This is a genomic window from Micrococcus sp. GPGPB33, assembly GCF_037853785.1.
Lineage (GTDB): Bacteria > Actinomycetota > Actinomycetes > Actinomycetales > Micrococcaceae > Micrococcus > Micrococcus luteus.
Genome location: NZ_JAQMWO010000002.1, coordinates 348,036 through 365,306, shown reverse-complemented (window position 1 = coordinate 365,306; position 17,271 = coordinate 348,036). Strand labels below are relative to the sequence as shown.

Annotated in this window: 11 protein-coding genes, 2 tRNA genes and 3 pseudogenes; 5 read left to right on the top strand and 11 right to left on the bottom strand. The window is 74.9% G+C overall.

What is annotated here, in order from left to right; translation table 11 throughout:
* Positions 1-37 precede the first annotated feature (37 nt).
* Positions 38-1,253, bottom strand: a pseudogene (locus POD19_RS01730) (acetyl-CoA C-acetyltransferase).
* A gap of 46 nt (positions 1,254-1,299) precedes the next feature.
* Complete coding sequence (locus tag POD19_RS01725) at positions 1,300-2,502, bottom strand: acyl-CoA dehydrogenase family protein (RefSeq protein ID WP_036316076.1); 1,203 nt, start codon at positions 2,500-2,502, stop codon at positions 1,300-1,302.
* A 177-nt stretch (positions 2,503-2,679) separates the two neighbouring features.
* Here POD19_RS01725 and POD19_RS01720 point away from each other — a divergent pair, with 177 nt between their 5' ends.
* On the top strand, positions 2,680-3,942 hold the full coding sequence (locus POD19_RS01720) for a PucR family transcriptional regulator (RefSeq protein WP_020627988.1): 1,263 nt from the start codon (positions 2,680-2,682) through the stop codon (positions 3,940-3,942).
* Here POD19_RS01720 and POD19_RS01715 read toward each other — a convergent pair.
* From POD19_RS01715 to POD19_RS01690, 6 genes and pseudogenes are all read right to left on the bottom strand, one after another.
* Complete coding sequence (locus POD19_RS01715; protein WP_340309277.1) at positions 3,932-4,936, bottom strand: sugar phosphate nucleotidyltransferase; 1,005 nt, start codon at positions 4,934-4,936, stop codon at positions 3,932-3,934. The genes POD19_RS01720 and POD19_RS01715 overlap by 11 nt on opposite strands.
* 56 nt (positions 4,937-4,992) lie before the next feature.
* A pseudogene (locus POD19_RS01710) lies at positions 4,993-5,181 on the bottom strand (sugar phosphate nucleotidyltransferase); the annotation flags it as partial.
* A 76-nt stretch (positions 5,182-5,257) separates the two neighbouring features.
* Complete coding sequence (locus tag POD19_RS01705) at positions 5,258-6,199, bottom strand: DNA-formamidopyrimidine glycosylase family protein (RefSeq protein WP_144818566.1); 942 nt, start codon at positions 6,197-6,199, stop codon at positions 5,258-5,260.
* Between the two features lie 14 nt (positions 6,200-6,213).
* Positions 6,214-6,726: a VOC family protein gene (locus POD19_RS01700; protein WP_069941965.1), complete on the bottom strand. Its 513-nt coding sequence runs from the start codon at positions 6,724-6,726 to the stop codon at positions 6,214-6,216.
* Between the two features lie 136 nt (positions 6,727-6,862).
* Positions 6,863-11,916: pseudogene (locus POD19_RS01695) on the bottom strand (ATP-dependent helicase).
* Positions 11,913-12,371, bottom strand: coding sequence for a 23S rRNA (pseudouridine(1915)-N(3))-methyltransferase RlmH (locus POD19_RS01690; protein WP_170721451.1), 459 nt, complete (start codon positions 12,369-12,371; stop codon positions 11,913-11,915). The pseudogene POD19_RS01695 and the gene POD19_RS01690 overlap by 4 nt, the downstream one beginning before the upstream one ends.
* A gap of 105 nt (positions 12,372-12,476) precedes the next feature.
* On the opposite strand from POD19_RS01690, the gene POD19_RS01685 reads away from it, so the two are divergent.
* Positions 12,477-13,565, top strand: a complete 1,089-nt coding sequence (locus POD19_RS01685; protein ID WP_049147910.1) for an alpha/beta hydrolase — start codon at positions 12,477-12,479, stop codon at positions 13,563-13,565.
* Between the two features lie 66 nt (positions 13,566-13,631).
* Here the strand turns inward: POD19_RS01685 and POD19_RS01680 are convergent.
* Positions 13,632-13,722 (bottom strand) — tRNA-Ser (locus POD19_RS01680).
* A 74-nt stretch (positions 13,723-13,796) separates the two neighbouring features.
* Positions 13,797-14,303, bottom strand: coding sequence for a nucleoside deaminase (locus tag POD19_RS01675; RefSeq protein ID WP_049147909.1), 507 nt, complete (start codon positions 14,301-14,303; stop codon positions 13,797-13,799).
* A gap of 83 nt (positions 14,304-14,386) precedes the next feature.
* Between POD19_RS01675 and upp the strand changes: the two genes are divergently transcribed.
* The 3 genes from upp to POD19_RS01660 all read left to right on the top strand — a co-directional run bounded on the left by upp (position 14,387) and on the right by POD19_RS01660 (position 16,880).
* Entirely contained in the window at positions 14,387-15,022 is a 636-nt protein-coding gene (gene upp / locus POD19_RS01670) for a uracil phosphoribosyltransferase (RefSeq protein ID WP_010079486.1), read from the top strand.
* A gap of 474 nt (positions 15,023-15,496) precedes the next feature.
* Positions 15,497-16,285, top strand: coding sequence for a winged helix-turn-helix domain-containing protein (locus tag POD19_RS01665; RefSeq protein WP_036316068.1), 789 nt, complete (start codon positions 15,497-15,499; stop codon positions 16,283-16,285).
* 70 nt (positions 16,286-16,355) lie between these two features.
* Positions 16,356-16,880, top strand: a complete 525-nt coding sequence (locus POD19_RS01660; RefSeq protein ID WP_002854135.1) for a SixA phosphatase family protein — start codon at positions 16,356-16,358, stop codon at positions 16,878-16,880.
* Between the two features lie 79 nt (positions 16,881-16,959).
* On the opposite strand, the gene POD19_RS01655 is transcribed toward POD19_RS01660, so the two are convergent.
* Positions 16,960-17,033 (bottom strand) — tRNA-Arg (locus POD19_RS01655).
* Between the last annotated feature and the right edge of the window lie 238 nt (positions 17,034-17,271).

Here is a 17,271-nt window from a genome sequence, read left to right as displayed (position 1 = left end):
TCGGTGCGGGTGCGGGTGCGGACGGGGCGGGAAGGACTCAGGACAGGCGCTCGATGACCATCGCCATGCCCTGGCCGCCGCCGACGCACATGGTCTCGAGGCCGATGTGCTTGTCGTGCTCGCGCAGCGAGTTCAGCAGGGTGGCGGTGATCCGGGCTCCGGTCATACCCCAGGGATGGCCCAGCGCGATTGCCCCGCCGTTGACGTTGAGCTTGTCCAGGGGGATCCCCAGGTCCTCGGCGGAGGGGGAGCACCTGCGCCGCGAACGCCTCGTTGATCTCCACGAGGTCGACGTCGTCGATGCTCATCCCGGCCCGCGCCAGCGCCTGCCGGGACGCCTCCACGGGGCCCAGGCCCATGATCTCGGGAGAGAGGGCGGAGAGGCCCGTGGACACGATCCGGGCGAGCGGGGTCAGCCCCAGCTCGGCGGCGCGAGTGTCGCTCATGACGACGAGCGCCGCGGCGCCGTCGTTGAGGGGGCAGGCGTTGCCGGCGGTGACGGTGCCGTCGGGCCGGAAGACGGGGTTCAGCTGGGAAACGGCCTCGAGCGTGGTGCCCGCGCGCGGGCTGTCGTCCCGGGTGACCCGGATGCCGTCGGGCAGGACGAGCGGGGAGATCTCCCGGTCCCAGAAGCCGGAGGCCTGGGACTTCTCCGTGAGCTGCTGGGAGCGCACGGCGTACTCGTCCTGGGCCTGGCGGGAGACGCCACGCAGCTGCGCCACGTTCTCAGCCGTCTGGCCCATGGCGATGTAGACGTCCGGCAGCTCGCCCTCCTCGGCGGGGTCCGTCCACACGGGGGCGTCGCCCTCGGCCCGGCGGGCCGAGCGCTCCCACGCGGAGCGGAACGCCGGGTTGCGGGTGTCCTCGTCGGAGGCGCCGCGGTCCAGCCGGCTGGCCGACTCGACGCCGGCGGAGACGAACACGTCCCCCTCCCCGGCGCGGATGGCGTGGAACGCCATGCGGGTGGACTGCAGGCTGGATGAGCAGAAGCGGGTGATGGTGGTGCCGGGCACGGAGGGCAGGCCGGCCAAGACCGCGACCACGCGGCCGAGGTTGCCGCCCTGCTCCCCGCCGGGGGCGCCGCAGCCCAGGATGAGGTCCTCGACCTCGGCGCGGTCCAGCTCGGGGACCCGGTCCAGGGCGGCGGTGACCATCTGGGCGGCCATGTCGTCGGCGCGCAGGTCGCGGAGGGACCCCTTGCGGGCGCGGCCGATGGGGGAGCGGACGGCGGAGACGATGACGGCTTCAGGCATGGTGGTGCTCCTTCGGGAAGGGGGGCGGGGAGAGGGCGGGGAGGTCTCAGGCGAAGGCCGACACGCCGGTGATGGCGCGGCCGACGATCAGCGACTGCATGGAGTCGGTGCCCTCGTAAGTGTAGACGACCTCCATGTCCGTCAGATGGCGGGCGACGTGGTTCTCCAGCAGCAGCCCGTTCCCTCCCAGGATGTCCCGGGCCATGGAGGTCACCCGGCGGGCCTGGCGCGCGGCCGACATCTTCGCGAGCGAGGCCATCGGGCCGGTCAGGCGACCCTGGTCCTGCAGCTCCAGGAGGCGGAAGCACGTGAGCTTGATGTTGGTGACGTCGGCCAGCATGGTGGCCAGCTGCCCCTGGACCAGCTGGTGGCCGGCGATCGGCTTGCCGAACTGGACGCGCTGCCCGGCGTAGGCGACGGCGGCCTCGTACGCGGCGACGGCGTGGCCGAGCGTCTCGACGGCCACGCCGCCGCGGGTCGTGCTCAGGACGCGGTTGACGTCCTTGAAGGAGGAGCAACCGGGGAGCCGGTCCGCCTCGGGGATGCGCAGGCCGGAGATCACGATGTCCGGCTGGAGGATCGCGCGCTTGCCGATCTTGCCGGTGATCACGGTCGGCTCGAAGCCGGCGGGGAACTCCGTGTCCGGCTCCCGCTCCAGCACGAACGCCTTCACCTGGCCGTCGGCCACGTCGCGGGCGTAGATGACGATGACGTGGGCGTAGGAGGCGTTGCCGATCCAGCGCTTCGCGCCGTCGAGCACCCAGGTGTCGCCCTCTCGGCGGGCGGTGGTCTCGAGGGCCACCGAGTCGGACCCGTGGTCGGGCTCGGTGAGCGCGAAGGCGCCGATCATCTCCATCCGGGCCATCCGGGGCAGCCAGCGCTCCTTCTGCTCGTCCGAGCCGAAAGCGTTGATCGAGCCCATCGCCAGCCCGGAGTGCACCCCGAAGAAGGTGTTGAAGGATCCGTCCCCGCGGGCCAGCTCCATCGACACCAGGGCTCCGGCCATGCGGCTCATGCCGGGGCAGCCGTACCCCTCGATGACGGTGCCCGCCACGTTCAGCTCCGCCAGCTTGGGCACGAGCTCGAACGGGAACTCGGCGCGCTCCCAGTAGTCGTTGATGACGGGCATGAGCTCGGCGTCGACGAACGCGCGGACGCGGTCGCGCACCTCGCGCTGCTCCTCCGTCAGCTCGTCGTCGAGGAGGTAGATGTCGTGGTCGGGCAGGACGCCCGAGCGGGTCTCGCTCATGTCGGCTCCTCTGGGGGGGCTCGGGTGGGATGGGTCCGGGTGCGGACGAGGTCTCCGCCCACCGTATGACCGGCGCCACAGTGGCACTATGGGCACGGAGCACAGAGTCGGTTGTGCAGCCAGGACACGAGTCCCGCCCGGCCGGACGCCGCCGGCGGGGGCGGCGAGGAGGACGGCATGGTGCAGGAGGCAGGGGTCCCCGAGGAGTCCGGGGACGCGGAGCGCCGTCTGCGGGAGGCCTGGTCGGCGCTGCTGGAGGACGCCGACCGGATCGCCGACGAGATCGCCGCCGCCACGCTGGGCGGCGACCAGGGCGGGGCGTGGTCCACGCCGGAGCTGCGGGCCAGGCTGCGTCGTAGCACGCGGGAGCACGTCCGTCGGGGCCTGCGGGGCCTGGCCGGCGTGCCCTCCGGGGAGGGCGCGGGAGGGCGCCTGGTCGACACGTGGCGGGCCACCGGCGTCGAGCGCGCCCGCCAGGGGGTGCCCCTGGAGACCGTGATCTCCACCTACACCTCGGGCAACCGGCTGCTCTGGGAGGAGCTGGGACGGCGGGTCCGCGAGGGCAGGCTCGACATCACGACCGAGGAGCTCCTCGAGGCGGGGCGCCGGCTGTGGGAGGACCTGAGCGTCACGGGCGAGGTCCTCAGCGCCGCCTACCGGCGGGAGACCGCGCGCCTCACCCTGCGCGACCTGCGCCGTCAGGAGGACTGCCTGGCCGGGCTGCTGGAGGGGAAGGGCGCGGACCCCGTCTACGCGGAGCAGGCCGAGGAGATCCTGGGCGTCCGGGCGACCGCCCCCCTCGCCTGCGTCGTCGCCCTCGCCGAGGACCCGGGGAGCGACGTGCTCCATCACCCCGAGGACCGCATGGGGCGACTCGGGGCGACGTCCCGCTGGGCTGTGCGCGAGGGGGCGCTCTACGGTGTCGTCGAGCCTCCCTCGACGGACGAGGAATGGCTCACGGAGGCGCTGGGCCCGCTGGTCGAGGGCCAGGTGGGAGTGGCCTGGGCCCGGCAGGGGATCCCCGAGACGGCGGCGGCGTTCCGGCTGGCGACGCGGGCGGCGCACACGCTCCCGCCGGGCGAGCGGCGGCTCGCCTGGGCCTCCCATCGGCTGCCGGAGGTGCTGCTGGAGTCCAGCCCGGAGGTCGCCGCGCTGCTGGTGGAGGAGGTGCTGGGACCGCTCCGGGCGCTGCCCGCGGACCAGCGCGCCACTCTGATGGAGACCCTGCGGGCGCTGCTGCGCCGCTCGGGCTCCGCGACCCTCGCCGCGGAGGACCTGATCTGCCACCGCAACACCGTCATCTACCGCACCAAGCGCCTGGTGGAGCTGACGGGGTGCAGCCTGCAGGACCCGCGGGGACGCCTGATGCTGGAGCTGGCCGTGCTCGCCGCAGACCGGGCCGGCGGGCCGGTCCGGAGGGCGCGGCCGATCAGTCCCTGACGGGGGCGCCCGAACCGGTGGTCTCGTCCGAGGAGGCGGGCCCGCGCTCGCCCGGCTCGAGGACCACGACCTCGTCGGCCGGCTCCGCGCGCCCCGTGGCGCCCTCGGCCGGGATGGCGGCGCCGACGTCGGCGATCACCGTGTCCAGCACCGCGCCCGAGGGCACCGTGCACTCGCCCAGCAGGATGCTCCCGCGCACCACGGCGCCGGCCTCGACCACCACGCTGGGGCCCACGACCGAGTCGGTCACCTCGCCCGCGATCCGGCAGCCGGGGCTGAGCAGGGAGCCGGTGACGGTCGCCTCGGGGGCGACCCAGGCCGGCGGAGCGGCGTGCGGATTGGTCAGCAGCGGCCAGCCTTCGGCAGCGACGTCCAGGCCGGTGCCGTCGAGGATCTCCCGGTGGGCGCGGACGTACGCGTCCAGGGTGCCGATGTCCCGCCAGTACCCGACGAGGCGGTGCTCCCGCACGCGCCCCCGCGCCACGAACGCCGGGATGATGCTCTCCCCGTAGTCGCCGAGGGAGGAGCCCACGGGGTCGCCGTCCTCATCGGTCTCGCCCTCGTCCTTGGTGGCCGCCTCGTCCTCGCCCGCCACGAGGTCGCCGACCACCTCGGAGAGCGCGGCGACGTCGAACACGAACACCTCGGTGGCCACGAGCGTGCCCGCCGGGTCCTCCGGCTTGTAGGCGTAGTCGGTCACGGCACCGTCGTCGTCCACCTGCACGACGCCGAAGCGCGAGGGGTCCTCGTCCGTCTCGGTGGTGACCACGGTGAGCTCGGCGCCGGAGCGGGCGTGCTCGGCCAGCACGGGGCGCAGGTCCAGCTGGTACAGGTGGTCGGCGGAGAGCACCACGACGGTCTCGGCGCCGAACTGCTCCAGCAGCGGCAGCTGCTGGGCGATCGCGTGCCCGTTGCCGCGGGCGAAGCCCTCCTCGGCGCGGCCCTGCGCGGGGGCAGGAGCCGCAGGCCGTGGCGGGTGCCGTCGAGATCCCACGGCCGGCCGCCGGCCAGGTGCTGGTTCAGCGTGAAGGGGCGGTACTGCTCCACGACCCACACGTCCCGCAGGCGCGAGTGGGTCAGGTTGGACAGGACGACGTCGATCAGCCGGTACTGGCCCGCCAGCGGCACCATCGGCTTGGCGCGGGCCGCGGTGAGCGGCGTGAGGCGGCCGCCGGTGCCGCCGGCCAGCACGAGCGCGACGACGGCGCCCTCCGGGTCCTTCGGGAACGGGTCGGCCATGACTTCTCCTCGGGTCGGGGCAGGTTCAGCGTAGGGAGCGGGGAGGACACGCGGCCACCGTTCGGGTGCGTCCGGGTCAGCGCTGGCAGTGCGGACACCACCACAGCCGCCGCGCGTCGTCCTCGGGGGAGCCGTAGTCCTCCTGGCGGACGGGGCCGCGGCAGCGCAGGCACGGGGTGCGGTCGTGCCCGTAGACCCAGTACGACGGCGTCCGGCCGGGTGCCGTGCCGGGTGTCCGGCCGGGTGCCGTGCCGGGTGACGGACCGGCCGGGACCAGCACCTCGACCCCGAAGGGTCGCCCCGGGTTGGGACGCACGCCCGTGGTCCGGCGCCGGGCGCCCGTGGCGGGGGCGGCGGGCGGGACGTTGGCGCGCAGCAGGTCCCGGGCGAGCAGCACGAGTCCGGCGACGTCCTCGACCTCGCCGATCGGCCGGTGCGGGTCGATGCCGGCCAGCAGGAGGGTCTCGCAGCGGTAGATGTTGCCGATCCCGGAGACGAGCCGCTGGTCGAGCAGGGCCAGGCCGACCGGCCGCTCGGGCCGGGCCGTGAGCCGCCGCACGCCCTCGGCGAGCAGCGCGGCGCCGTCGTCGGGCGTGTCCCAGGCCGGGTCCAGCAGGTCGGGGCCGAGGTGGCCGAGGACGGCGGCCTCGTCGGCGGTGGGCACGAGGGTGAGCAGGCCCAGCTGGGCGCCGAGCACGCGGTGCTCCGCCGTCTCCAGCACCGCCCGCACCTGCCAGGCGGGGGCGCCCCACCGGGCGTCGATGGCCGAGACGAGCCAGCGGCCCTCCATCTTCAGGTGCGAGATCAGGGTGAGCGGACGGGCCCCGGGGCGGGCCGTGGGCGGGGTCAGCCGCATCAGCAGGTACTTGGCGCGCGGCAGGACCTCGGCCACCGTCCAGCCGGTCAGGTCCGCGGTGGCGTGGCGGGGCACGCGCAGATCCGCGTGCGTCAGGACCCGGCCCTCGAGCACGGGGCGGAGCCGGTGCGCGACGCGGACGAGGGAGTCGCCTTCAGGCACGGGCCGTCACCGGCTCAGGCCGCGTTGAGCTGCCAGGTCACGCCGAAGCGGTCCCCGACCCATGCGAAGCGGCGGGAGAAGCCGTCGTCGTCGGGCGGCATGCAGTCACGGCCGCCGCCGGCGAGGAGCGCGTCGTGGATGGCGTCCACCGCGGTGGCGTCCGGCAGCTCGACGAACAGGCTGATGGCCGGGGTGAACGTGAACCCGTGCGGGGTGAAGGAGTCGAAGAAGCGCAGCCGCTGGCCGGCGATCTCGAGCTCGCCGTGCAGGACCTTGCCCGCCCAAGCGGCGCCGCGCGGGGAGGATTCGTCGAAGAGGTCGCGGCGGACCTCGGTGACCGGCAGGTGCTCCACGAACGCGGTGAGGTAGGCGTCCATGGCCGCACCGGCGTCACCCTCGAACAGGAGGAACGGGGTGACGGAAGGGTCCGAGGGGTGCGGCAGGGAGTCCTCGAGGGCCTCGGGGGCGGGAGACGTGCCCGTGGGGGCGGTGCCCACGTCCTCGGGCGGGGCGGCGTCGATGCTCATGGGCCGAACCTACCCCCGGGACCCGCCGCCGCGACAGGGCCGCCCGGGCAATGCGGGTTGAGTTGTCGCGGGTGTCCGACGGCGGGACCCGCGACAACTCAACCCGCGTTGCGGACGGACGGACGGCGTCGAGCTCTCAGTTCCGGAACCGGATCCCCGACGGGCTCGAGTAGAACCCCGCGGCCAGCAGCGCCTCGGCCAGCGGCGTGCCGAGCACCGGCCCGCCGTTGACCTTCTCCAGGCTCAGCCGCTCGGTGCGGCCGGTCCGCAGCGCCCACACGAGCGCCTCCGCCGCGGCCCGCAGCTCGCCCGGATCCTCCGTGAACGCGAGCAGCGTGCGCCCGCCGCGCTCCATGTAGAGCGCCAGCCGCCCCGCGATCAGCACGACGACGGCGCCCGCCTTCCGGCCCGGGCGATGGCCCGTGGGCACGACGCCGTCCGGCCCGGCCGGCACGGACGGCCAGTCCAGCGCGGCGCCGTAGGGATTCGCCGGATCCGTCGCGGCCAGGGCGAGCGCGAGCGGGGCGGTGTCGACGGCGGCGTCCTCCTCGTCCCGCTGGAACCCGCGCAGCCGGTCCACGACGGCGCCGGTGGAGAACTGCGCGCCGCCCAGCCCGTCGACGAAGTGGCCGCGGCGCACCTGGCCCGCGTCCTCCATCCGGGTGAGCAGCCGGTACTGCCCCGCGAAGCCGCCGGGGACCTCCTCGGCCACCACGGAGCCGCGCGTGATCACGCCGTACCGGTCCAGCAGCAGCTCGGCGGTGGCGTGGGCGCGGATCGTGGGGTCCTGCTCGGCGGCGGGCAGCAGGGACCAGCGGCCGGCCGAGCGGGCCTGTTCGGCGGCCGAGAGCCCGACGGTCCCCGCCGTGAGGCCGGCCGAGCCCCGGGCGCCGCCCTCGGGCGAGGTGAGCCCCGCGTACCGGCCCCGCCCGCGCACCCCGGCCAGCCGCCCGCCGAGCCCGCGCCCGGCCGCCGCCCCCGCGGCCCCGCCCGTCCGCGCGGTGCGGGCCCGCGGCGTCTGCCGGCCGGTGCGGTGCGCGGTCTTGCCGAGCGAGAGCAGGCCGCGGACAGGGGCGAACGTGTCGTTGCCGACCCGGCCGTCCCACACCAGGCCCCACAGCGCGCCCAGCACCGCGGGGCCGCGGGCCAGGTCGGCCGGGTCGCGGTGCGGGTCGGGGCCGCCCGCCCCGCCTGCGCCACCCGCGTCGCCGTCGTCGCCCGCCGCCTGCGCCGCCCGCACCCGCTCCACGAGCTGGGGGAAGAACCAGGCCCCGCCGCCGGCGAGCACCTCGAGCACGGCCGCGCGCAGGGCGGCGTCGGCCGGTGTCTCCTCCGCGGGCTCGGGCAGGCGCAGCGTGAGGTCCACGGCGTCGGCGGGGTGCAGGGCCACCCAGCCGTCGTTGCCGGTGGCCTCCCCGACGCCCGACCACACGTATTCGCCCGTGGCCAGCAGCTCGTCGAGCAGGGCGGGGGCGTAGTCCCGCACGCGGGCGGGCAGCACGAGGGACTCCCACGCGCTCGCGGGCAGGGGGTGCCGGCCAGCTGGTCCAGGACGGTGGCCACCCCGTCCACGCCCTCGAGCGTGGCCGGCGGCCGCCAGGCCCCGTCGCGCCCCGTCCGCGGCCGCAGGTGCTGCCAGTCGGCGAGGAACCGGGCGTACGCGGCCTGGTCCACCGGCTCGACCTCGGCGCGCAGCGCGGCGAGGGAGCGCATGCGGATCCGCCGCAGCACCTCGGCGTCGCACCACTCGGCGTCCAGGCCGGTGGCCCCGGGGGTGCCCTCCGGCCGGAACGCGCCCGTGCTCACGCGGCGCTCGGTGGCCAGGCGCTGCAGCACCGAGAGCACGACGGCGCCCCCCAGCCCCAGCGCGGCCCCCGCCTCAGCGGCGGTGAAGGGACCGTGGGTGCGGGCGTAGCGGCCCACGAGGTCCCCGAGCGGGTCCTCGACCGGGTCGAGGAACGCGGTGGGCACTCCGTGCGGGATCGGCGTGCCGAGCGCGTCCCGCAGGCGGGCGGCGTCCTCGGCGGCGGCGAACCGCTCGACCCCGTCCTGGCGCAGGCGGAACGCGCGGCCGGCGCGCTCGAGCTCCGCCAGCATCCCGGCGACGGCGTCCTCGTCCGCGGACTCCTCCGTCTCCCCCTCGGGGCGTGTGCGCCGCGCGGCCTCCGCCACGGACAGCGGTCCCAGCAGGCGCAGCAGGTCCGCCACGCCCTCGGTCCCGCGGGCGCGCCGGTCGGGCGCGAGCCGCTGCAGCTGGGCCTCGACCTCCGCGATGACCTCGGCGTCGAGCAGCTCACGCAGCTCCTCCGTGCCCAGCAGCTCGGACAGCAGTGCCGGGTCGAGGGAGAGCGCGGCGGCGCGGCGCTCGGCCAGCGGGGAGTCGCCCTCGTAGATGAACTGGGCGATGTAGCCGAACAGGATGGACTGGCTGAACGGCGAGGGCGCCGTCGTCGTGACCTCCACGAGCCGGACGGCCCGCGAGGACACCCGCCCCGCGAGCTCCTTGAGCGCAGGGAGGTCGTAGACGTCCTGGAGCACCTCGCGCACGGTCTCCAGGATCACGGGGAACCGCGGGTGCTTCCGTGCCACGTCCAGCAGCTGCGCGGACCGCTGCCGCTGCTGCCACAGGGGGGTCCGCCGCCCGGGATCACGGCGCGGCAGCAGCAGGGACCGGGCCGCGTTCTCCCGGAACCGGGCGGCGAACAGCGCGGACCCGCCGACCTCCGCCGTGACGATCTCGTCCAGCTCCTCGGCCGTGAACTCGAACAGCTCCGCGCCCGGCGGCTCCGCGTCCATCAGGGGGATGCGCAGCACGATCCCGTCGTCGGCGGCCATCGCCGCGCCCGAGCCGGTCTCCAGCCCGTACCGCTGCGCCAGCCGCGCCCCCACCGCGAGCGCCCACGGGGCGTGCACCGCCATGCCGTAGGGGGAGTGCAGCACGACGCGCCAGTCGCCGAGCTCGTCCGTGAACCGCTCCACCACGAGCGTCTGCTCGGTGGGCAGCACCCCGGTGGCCTCGCGCTGGTCCTTCAGGTAGGCCAGCAGGTTGTCCTGCGCCCACGGGTCCAGGCCCGCGGCCCCCAGGCGGGTGCGGCCGGCCTCGGGGTCCGCGTCCAGCTCGCGGCGGAAGCGCCCGACGGCGTCGCCCAGCTCCGCCGGCCGGCCCGCGGCGTCGCCCCGCCAGAACGGGAGCTTGCCGGGCTGCCCGTAGGCGGGCAGCACCAGGACGCGGTCCGCGGTGATGTCCACGATGCGCCAGCTCGTGGCGCCCAGCAGGATGACGTCCCCCACGCGGGACTCGTAGACCATCTCCTCGTCGAGCTCGCCGACCCGGCGCCCGCCGGAGCGGGCCGAGCCCGCGGACGCGGAGCCCGCCGACTCGGCCGTGTCCCCGGCCGCCGCGCCGCCGGGGGTGCCGTCCGCGCCGCCGTCGGAGGCCAGGAACACCCCGAACAGGCCGCGGTCCGGGATGGTGCCGCCCGAGGTGACTGCGAGGCGCTGCGCGCCGGGGCGGGCGGCGAGCGTGCCGTTCTCCCGGTCCCACAGGATGCGCGGGCGCAGCTCGGCGAACTCGTCCGAGGGGTAGCGGCCGGCCAGCAGGTCGAGCACGGACTCGTAGGCGGAGAACGGCAGCGTCGCGAACGGCGCGGACCGGCGCACGAGGTCGAACCACTCCTGTGCGTCCAGGTCCGCGACGGCGACGGCGGCCACGGTCTGCTGGGCGAGGATGTCCAGCGGGTTGGCGGGGATCCGCAGCGACTCGATGCGCCCGGCCGTCATGCGCTCGGCCACGACGGCGGTGTCCACGAGGTCGCCCCGGTGCTTGGGGAAGAACACGCCGCGGGAGACCTCGCCCACCTGGTGGCCGGCGCGGCCCACGCGCTGCAGACCGGAGGCCACCGAGGGCGGCGACTCCACCTGGATCACCTGGTCCACCGCGCCCATGTCGATGCCCAGCTCGAGCGAGCTCGTGGCCACGACGCAGCGGATCTGGCCGGTCTTCAGCGCCTCCTCGACGATGGCGCGCTGCTCCTTGGACACGGAGCCGTGGTGGGCGCGGGCGAAGTCGGAGACGGTGCCCGATCCGGTGCCGGTCTGCCCGGCCACCTGGGCGGGTCCGTGGAAGCCGGTCGGGTCCGGTGTGCGGAAGCCGGGGACGGCGTCCGGGTGCTCGGCTGCGGCGGCCGCCTCGGCGCGGGCCTCCCAGATCTCGTTGAGGCGGCCGGTGAGGCGCTCGGCCAGGCGCCGGGAGTTGGCGAACACGAGTGTGGAGCGCCGCTCGGCCACCAGGTCCACGATCCGCTCCTCGACGTGCGGCCAGATGGACCCGCCCGTCACCGCGCCCTCGTCGCCGAGCCCGCCCGTCGAGGAGCCGGGGCCCAGGTCGTGGACGGCGGCGGGGGAGGAGAGGTCCGTCAGGTCCGGCACCGGCACCGTGACCGTCAGGTCCCAGCGCTTGGCCGAGGCGGGCCGCACCACCGTCACCGGCTGCGTGCCGCCGAGGAACCGGGCCACCTCGGCGGCCGGCTCGACCGTGGCGGACAGGCCGATCCGCTGCACCGGCGTGTCCAGCAGGGTGTCCAGGCGTTCGAGGGAGACGGCCAGGTGGGCGCCGCGTTTGGTCCCGGCCACGGCGTGCACCTCGTCCACGATCACCGTGCGGACCCCGGCCAGCGCCGCGCGGGCCTGCGAGGTGAGCATGAGGTACAGCGACTCGGGCGTGGTGATGAGGATGTCCGGCGGATCCTGCTGCAGGCGCCGTCGCTCGGCCGCCGGGGTGTCTCCGGAGCGCACACCCACCCGGACGCGCGGCACGGGCCTGCCCTGGTGTGCGGCGGTCTGTGTGATGCCCACCAGCGGGGCCCGCAGGTTCCGCTCCACGTCCACGCCGAGCGCCTTCAGCGGCGAGACGTAGAGGACGCGGGTGGCCGCCGTCCCCTCGGCGGCGGGCTCGCGCACGAACGAGTCGAGCGCCCAGAGGAAGGAGGAGAGGGTCTTGCCTGAGCCGGTCGGCGCGATCACCAGTGCGTGCCGCCCGGAGGAGATCGCGTCCCACGCGCCGAGCTGGGCCGGCGTCGGGGCCTCGAACGCGCCCGTGAACCAGGCGCGCGTGGGCTCGGTGAACCGGCCCAGGACGACGTCGGCCGCGGGCGTGGCCGAGCCCGCTGCGGTCTCCGCGGGCCCGCTCATGCGTGGTGGTATGGTCGGCCGGCGGAGATCTCCTGGGCTCGGTAGACCTGCTCCGCCAGGATCAGCCGCACGAGCTGGTGCGGGAAGACGAGCGGGGACAGGGACCAGACGCGGTCCGCGCGGGCGTGGACCCGGGCGTCCACCCCGTACGCGCCTCCGATCACCATCGTCACCGGGGCGCCGACGTCGAACCGGCTCTGCAGGTGCCGCGCCAGACCCGGCGAGTCGAACGCCGGCCCCCGCTCGTCCAGCAGGATCAGGTGCTCGTCCGCGCCGACCGCGCCCAGGATCCGGTCCGACTCCTCCGTGCGCGCCGCCTCCTCCTGCCGCGCGGAGTGCGGCAGCAGGCGCCACGAGAGGTCGTAGGGCCTCTTGAGGCGCCGCTCGTAGCGGTCGATCCCGTCGACGACCCACGCCTCATGCTTCTTGCCGATGGCCAGCACCCGAACAGACATGGCCCCATGATCGCACCGGCGGCGGACAGGGTACGGGGGTCGGCCCCCGCCGCTCGGTTACGCTCGCCGGGGCGGGGTGCCCGGCCCCGCACCGGAAGGGGGCCCATGACGTCGACGGCTCGCTCTGCGCGGGTGTCCCGCCGCGCCGCGCTCGGCCTCGGGGTCGGCGCCCTCGCGGTGGGCGGGGTGGCCGTCGTCACCGACCTGGCCGGCGCGCCCGCCGGGCCGCTGGGCGCCAACGCGACGGCCCTGTACGGCATGCGCAGCTCCACCGGCCATACGTACGCGGCCCTGCCCGGGCGCGCCGGACGCATCGACGTGTACCGGCCGCCGGGCCAGGGGCCGTTCCCGGTCCTCGTGTGGAACGCGGGTTCCGGCTGGCGCAGCGACCGCGGCTACAGCGACGGCGCCGACGTCGCCCGCGGCCTGGTCCCGCACGGCTACGCCGTCGCCGCGTTCTCGGTGCGCAGCTCGAAGCAGGGCACGTTCCCCGCCCAGGTGGAGGACGCGACGGCGGCGGTCCGCTGGGTGCGGCGCAACGCCCCGGGCCTGCAGCTGGACGCGGGGCGGGTGGCCGTGGCCGGCTCGTCGTCGGGCGGCTGGAACGCCCTCATGGCCGGCCTCACGGGTGGCCAGGACCTGGACCGGGAGCAGGTGCCGCCGCCCGGCCGGGAGGTGCCCGACGGCGGCCACGCGATCCCGGAGGAGGACCGCGTCCAGGCGATCGTGGACTTCTTCGGCCCCACGGACTTCCTGACGATGAACCGCCAGATGCTCCCGGGCGCGTGCGCGGACTACAACCGCGCGAACCGGCTGAAGCACTGCCACCTCGACGACCGCAGCACCAAGTCGGACATGCTGGGGGTGCCGGTCCTGGCTTCGGGCGGCCTGACCCGGCTGGCCTCCCCGATCACCCACGTGCGCCCGGACTCGCCGCCCCTGCTGGTCGTCCACGGGCGCAAGGACGTCACGGTCCCGTGGGGGCAGAGCCTCGAGCTGTACCGGGCCGCCGAGGCCGCCGGACTGCGCACCGCGTTCTACTCGGTGGCCGAGGGCGGCCACGACCTGGGCATGATGACCGCGAAGACCCGCAGCGCGGAGGTGCTCCGCAACGGTGTGCCGGCCAGCGCCGTGCACGCCACCATCTCGTGGTCCGCGGTGGCCTCGTTCCTGGACGCCGTCCTGCCGCGCTGAGCCGGCGGCCGGACCCGCCCCGGCATGGCGAAAGCCCGGGAGCACGAGGCTCCCGGGCTTCACATCTGGCGGTGACGGTGGGATTTGAACCCACGGTACGGGGTTACCGTACACAGCATTTCGAGTGCTGCACCTTCGGCCGCTCGGACACGTCACCAGACCAGGACACCCTACCCGAGCCGCGGCGGCGCGCCCAAACCAGCCGCCCGCCGTCGTCGGGCGCGGGCGCGTTCAGTCGCGCTGGGCGGCGAAGAACCCCCGCAGCAGCGCCGCGCTCTCCTCGGAACGGACGCCGGCGCGGACCTGCACCCGGTGGTTGAAGCGGGGGTCGCGGACCACGTCCAGCACCGAGCCGCACGCGCCCGCCTTCGGGTCCCACGCCCCGAACACGACGCGCGGGATGCGGGCCAGCAGCAGCGCACCGGCGCACATGGGGCAGGGCTCGAGGGTCACCACGAGGGTGCAGTCCGTCAGGCGCCAGCCGTCGCCCGCCCCGGCGGCGGCCCGCAGCTCCGCCCCGCGGCGCAGCGCGAGGACCTCGGCGTGGGCGGTGGGGTCGTGGTGCTGCTCGCGCTCGTTCCCGACGACGGCCAGGACGGTCCCGTCGCCGGCCACGAGGGCGGCACCGATCGGCACGTCGCCGGCCGCTCCGGCCGCGCGGGCGGCCCGGAGTGCCAGGCCCATCCACGCGTGCTCCTGCTCGGCCGTGGGCGCGGGGGAGGGGGCGGGGGCGGACACGCGGCCAGCCTAGCGGCGGTGGCGGCGCCCCCGCGGGCGCGGGCACGGGCGGAGGGGCGCGCGCGGGCGGTACCGTGGGCGCCATGCGCGTCCACATCGTCGACCACCCGCTCGTGGCCCACAAGCTCAGCGTCCTGCGGGACAAGAAGACCCCGTCCATGATCTTCCGGCAGCTCACGGAGGAGCTCGTGATGCTGCTCGCCTACGAGGCGACGCGCGACGTGGCCATGGAGGAGGTGCGGATCGAGACCCCGGTGACCGAGACCACCGGCTTCCGGCTGGCCCGCCCGCGTCCGCTGGTCGTGCCGATCCTGCGCGCGGGGCTCGGGATGCTGGAGGGGATGACCAAGATGGCGCCGTCCGCCGAGGTCGGGTTCCTCGGCATGGCCCGCAATGAGGAGACGCTGGACATCGTCACCTACGCGGAGCGGCTGCCCGCCGACCTGTCCGGGCGTCACGTGTTCGTCCTGGACCCCATGCTGGCCACGGGAGGCACGCTGATCGAGGCCATCCGCTTCCTCTACCAGCGCGGCGCGGCGCGGGTCACCTGCCTCTGCCTGCTCGGAGCGCCCGAGGGCATCGAGCGGTTGGAGGCCTCGCTGGGCGACGTCGAGGTGGACCTGTACCTGGCCGCCGTCGACGAGCGCCTGGACGAGCGGTCCTACATCGTCCCCGGCCTCGGCGACGCCGGCGACCGGCTCTACGGTCTGGCGGAATGACCTGATCGGACCTCCGCGTCCGCCACGAGACGACCACGGCCCCCGCCCCCACCCGGCGGGGGCCGTGGTCGTCTCACGGGAGCGTCTCCGGCGGGGACGTCAAGCGGGGCCGCCAATGTGTCGTCCATCTAGTGGACGTCACGACCCGCTGTGACCCGTCATCATGGCGTCACATGGAAAACCTGGCAGTCTCCTGCATAAATATTCCGCATACTCATTGGTCCTGCGGCGCGCTCCCACCTGTTGAACAATGAGAGAGTCACGCGGGCGAGCCGAGCGACGGCGCGACACTATTCCGATCCGCGAATAGTGATGTTGAGCACATTCAGGACTCTTCTTCTCAAATAATGAGACAAAAGTGCGAACGTTACTTGCCAGTCCCCTCGGTGAAGTCACATTCTTGTCATGTGACGCCTCGTCCGCCGCACCGACCGAGCGGTGGAGGGGCCATGAGCCGAAAGAGGAGTGGTGGCCATGGGTCAGTCCGCCGGATACGTGCACATCTCCGTCCGCAACGCGCAGCGCCGGGCCGACGGCATGTCCCGCCGAGGCCAGGCCCGCGCAGGCCTGCGCCTGGCCGGTGGCACCGACGCCCCCGACTCCCAGACGGCGCCGACGCCGGTCCTGGCGCCGAACGGCATCCCGGGTCCCCAGGCGGTGGCCCGGGAGAACGAGGCCCGTGGGTTCGTCATCTACGTGGGCATGGACGAGCTGGCCGCCTCGGCCGCCGGCACCTCCCTCACGCGGCTGGCCAATGAGCTGCGCCACTACGTGGAGTCCCTCGTCCCCGGGGCGGAGTCGCACGCCGCCGTCGCCCTGGCCCCCGCCGGCGCGGAGGGCCGCGACATCGAGGTCGTGCGCCAGGTGCTCGGCGACCCGACCGTGCAGGGCGGCACCCGTCCCGACCTGGCGCAGGCGCCGGCCCCCGTGTCCACGCGCCAGCCCGGTGTGCTGATCGATCTGTCCCGGCGCGAGGTGCAGCTGGACGGTGAGTCGCTGAACCTCACCTTCAAGGAGTTCGAGCTCCTGAACTACCTCGTGGAGAACGGCGAGCGCACCGTCGGCCGCGAGGAGCTGCTCGACGCCCTGTGGCGCAACGCCGACGAGGTGCCCAACGAGCGCACCATCGACGTGCACATCCGCCGCCTGCGCGCCAAGCTCGGCCGCCTCGCGAACACCGTGCGCACCGTGCGCGGCCAGGGCTACCGCTTCTACCGCCACCCCGAGGTGGTCGTGTGGGCGGCGCCGGAGTACAGCATCTGACCCGCGCCCGCCCGTGTCCGACGACGGCCCCCGCTCACCCGAGCGGGGGCCGTCGCCGTAGCCTGGCCGCATGAGCACCGCCGACGCGAAGACCCTGATCGTCCTCCGGCACGCCAAGGCCGGCTGGCCCGACGCGGCCGACGACCATGCCCGCCCGCTCGCCGAGCGAGGCCACGCCCAGGCGCCCGCCGCCGGCGACTGGCTCCGCGAGCACGACCTCGTCCCGGACGCCGTCGTGTGCTCCGATGCGCTGCGCACCCGTCAGACGTGCGTGTGGGTGTGCGAGCGCCTGGGCGAGCTGGCACCCACGCCCTACCTGGACCCGCGGCTCTACGGCGCCGACGCGGCGCGGGCCCTGGCCGTCGTCAACGAGACGGAGGAGACCACGCGACGGCTGCTGGTGGTGGGCCACATGCCGTGGGTGCAGGAGCTGGGCATGCGGCTGATGAGCCTGGACTCGGACCAGGACGCGGCGCTGCGCATGAGCGAGCACTACCCGACGCTCGGGATGCAGGTGTTCCGGGTGGAGAAGCCGTGGGCCGAGCTCGACGGCCGCGACGCCGCCCTGACGCACTTCGTGGTTCCGGGGCGCTGACCTCCGCGGCGGCGCGCGTGGCAGAGGCGCGCCGACATGACGAAGGCCCCGCTCCAGCAGGAGCGGGGCCTTCCGATCGTGCGCCCAAAGGGATTCGAACCCCTGACCTTCTGTTCCGTAGACAGACGCTCTATCCAGCTGAGCTATGGGCGCATCATCCGATCCGCCGGAGCGGCTCGAACTCGTAGAACACTACAGGACCTCTCCGGCGAAGTGCAAATCGACGGTCTGCGGCGGTCTGTGTCGGGGGTGTGGCGGGGGCGCGGCCATGATAGCCGGGCTCGGGTACCATGGCAGGACCGTGCGGCCACAACGATGTGGTGCGCGCTTCGGCGGTGCACGCATCGGAGTGGACGGGACGGAACGGCCCCGGACCCCAATGGGAGGACTC

Bases quoted from the DNA above. Each gene is read 5' to 3' on its own strand.
- POD19_RS01725 (WP_036316076.1), bottom strand. From the start codon at position 2,502: ATGAGCGAGACCCGCTCGGGCGTCCTGCCCGACCACGACATCTACCTC.
- POD19_RS01665 (WP_036316068.1), top strand. From the start codon at position 15,497: ATGGGTCAGTCCGCCGGATACGTGCACATCTCCGTCCGCAACGCGCAG.
- POD19_RS01690 (WP_170721451.1), bottom strand. From the start codon at position 12,371: ATGTCTGTTCGGGTGCTGGCCATCGGCAAGAAGCATGAGGCGTGGGTC.
- POD19_RS01720 (WP_020627988.1), top strand. From the start codon at position 2,680: ATGGTGCAGGAGGCAGGGGTCCCCGAGGAGTCCGGGGACGCGGAGCGC.
- POD19_RS01660 (WP_002854135.1), top strand. From the start codon at position 16,356: ATGAGCACCGCCGACGCGAAGACCCTGATCGTCCTCCGGCACGCCAAG.
- POD19_RS01700 (WP_069941965.1), bottom strand. From the start codon at position 6,726: ATGAGCATCGACGCCGCCCCGCCCGAGGACGTGGGCACCGCCCCCACG.
- POD19_RS01685 (WP_049147910.1), top strand. From the start codon at position 12,477: ATGACGTCGACGGCTCGCTCTGCGCGGGTGTCCCGCCGCGCCGCGCTC.
- upp (WP_010079486.1), top strand. From the start codon at position 14,387: ATGCGCGTCCACATCGTCGACCACCCGCTCGTGGCCCACAAGCTCAGC.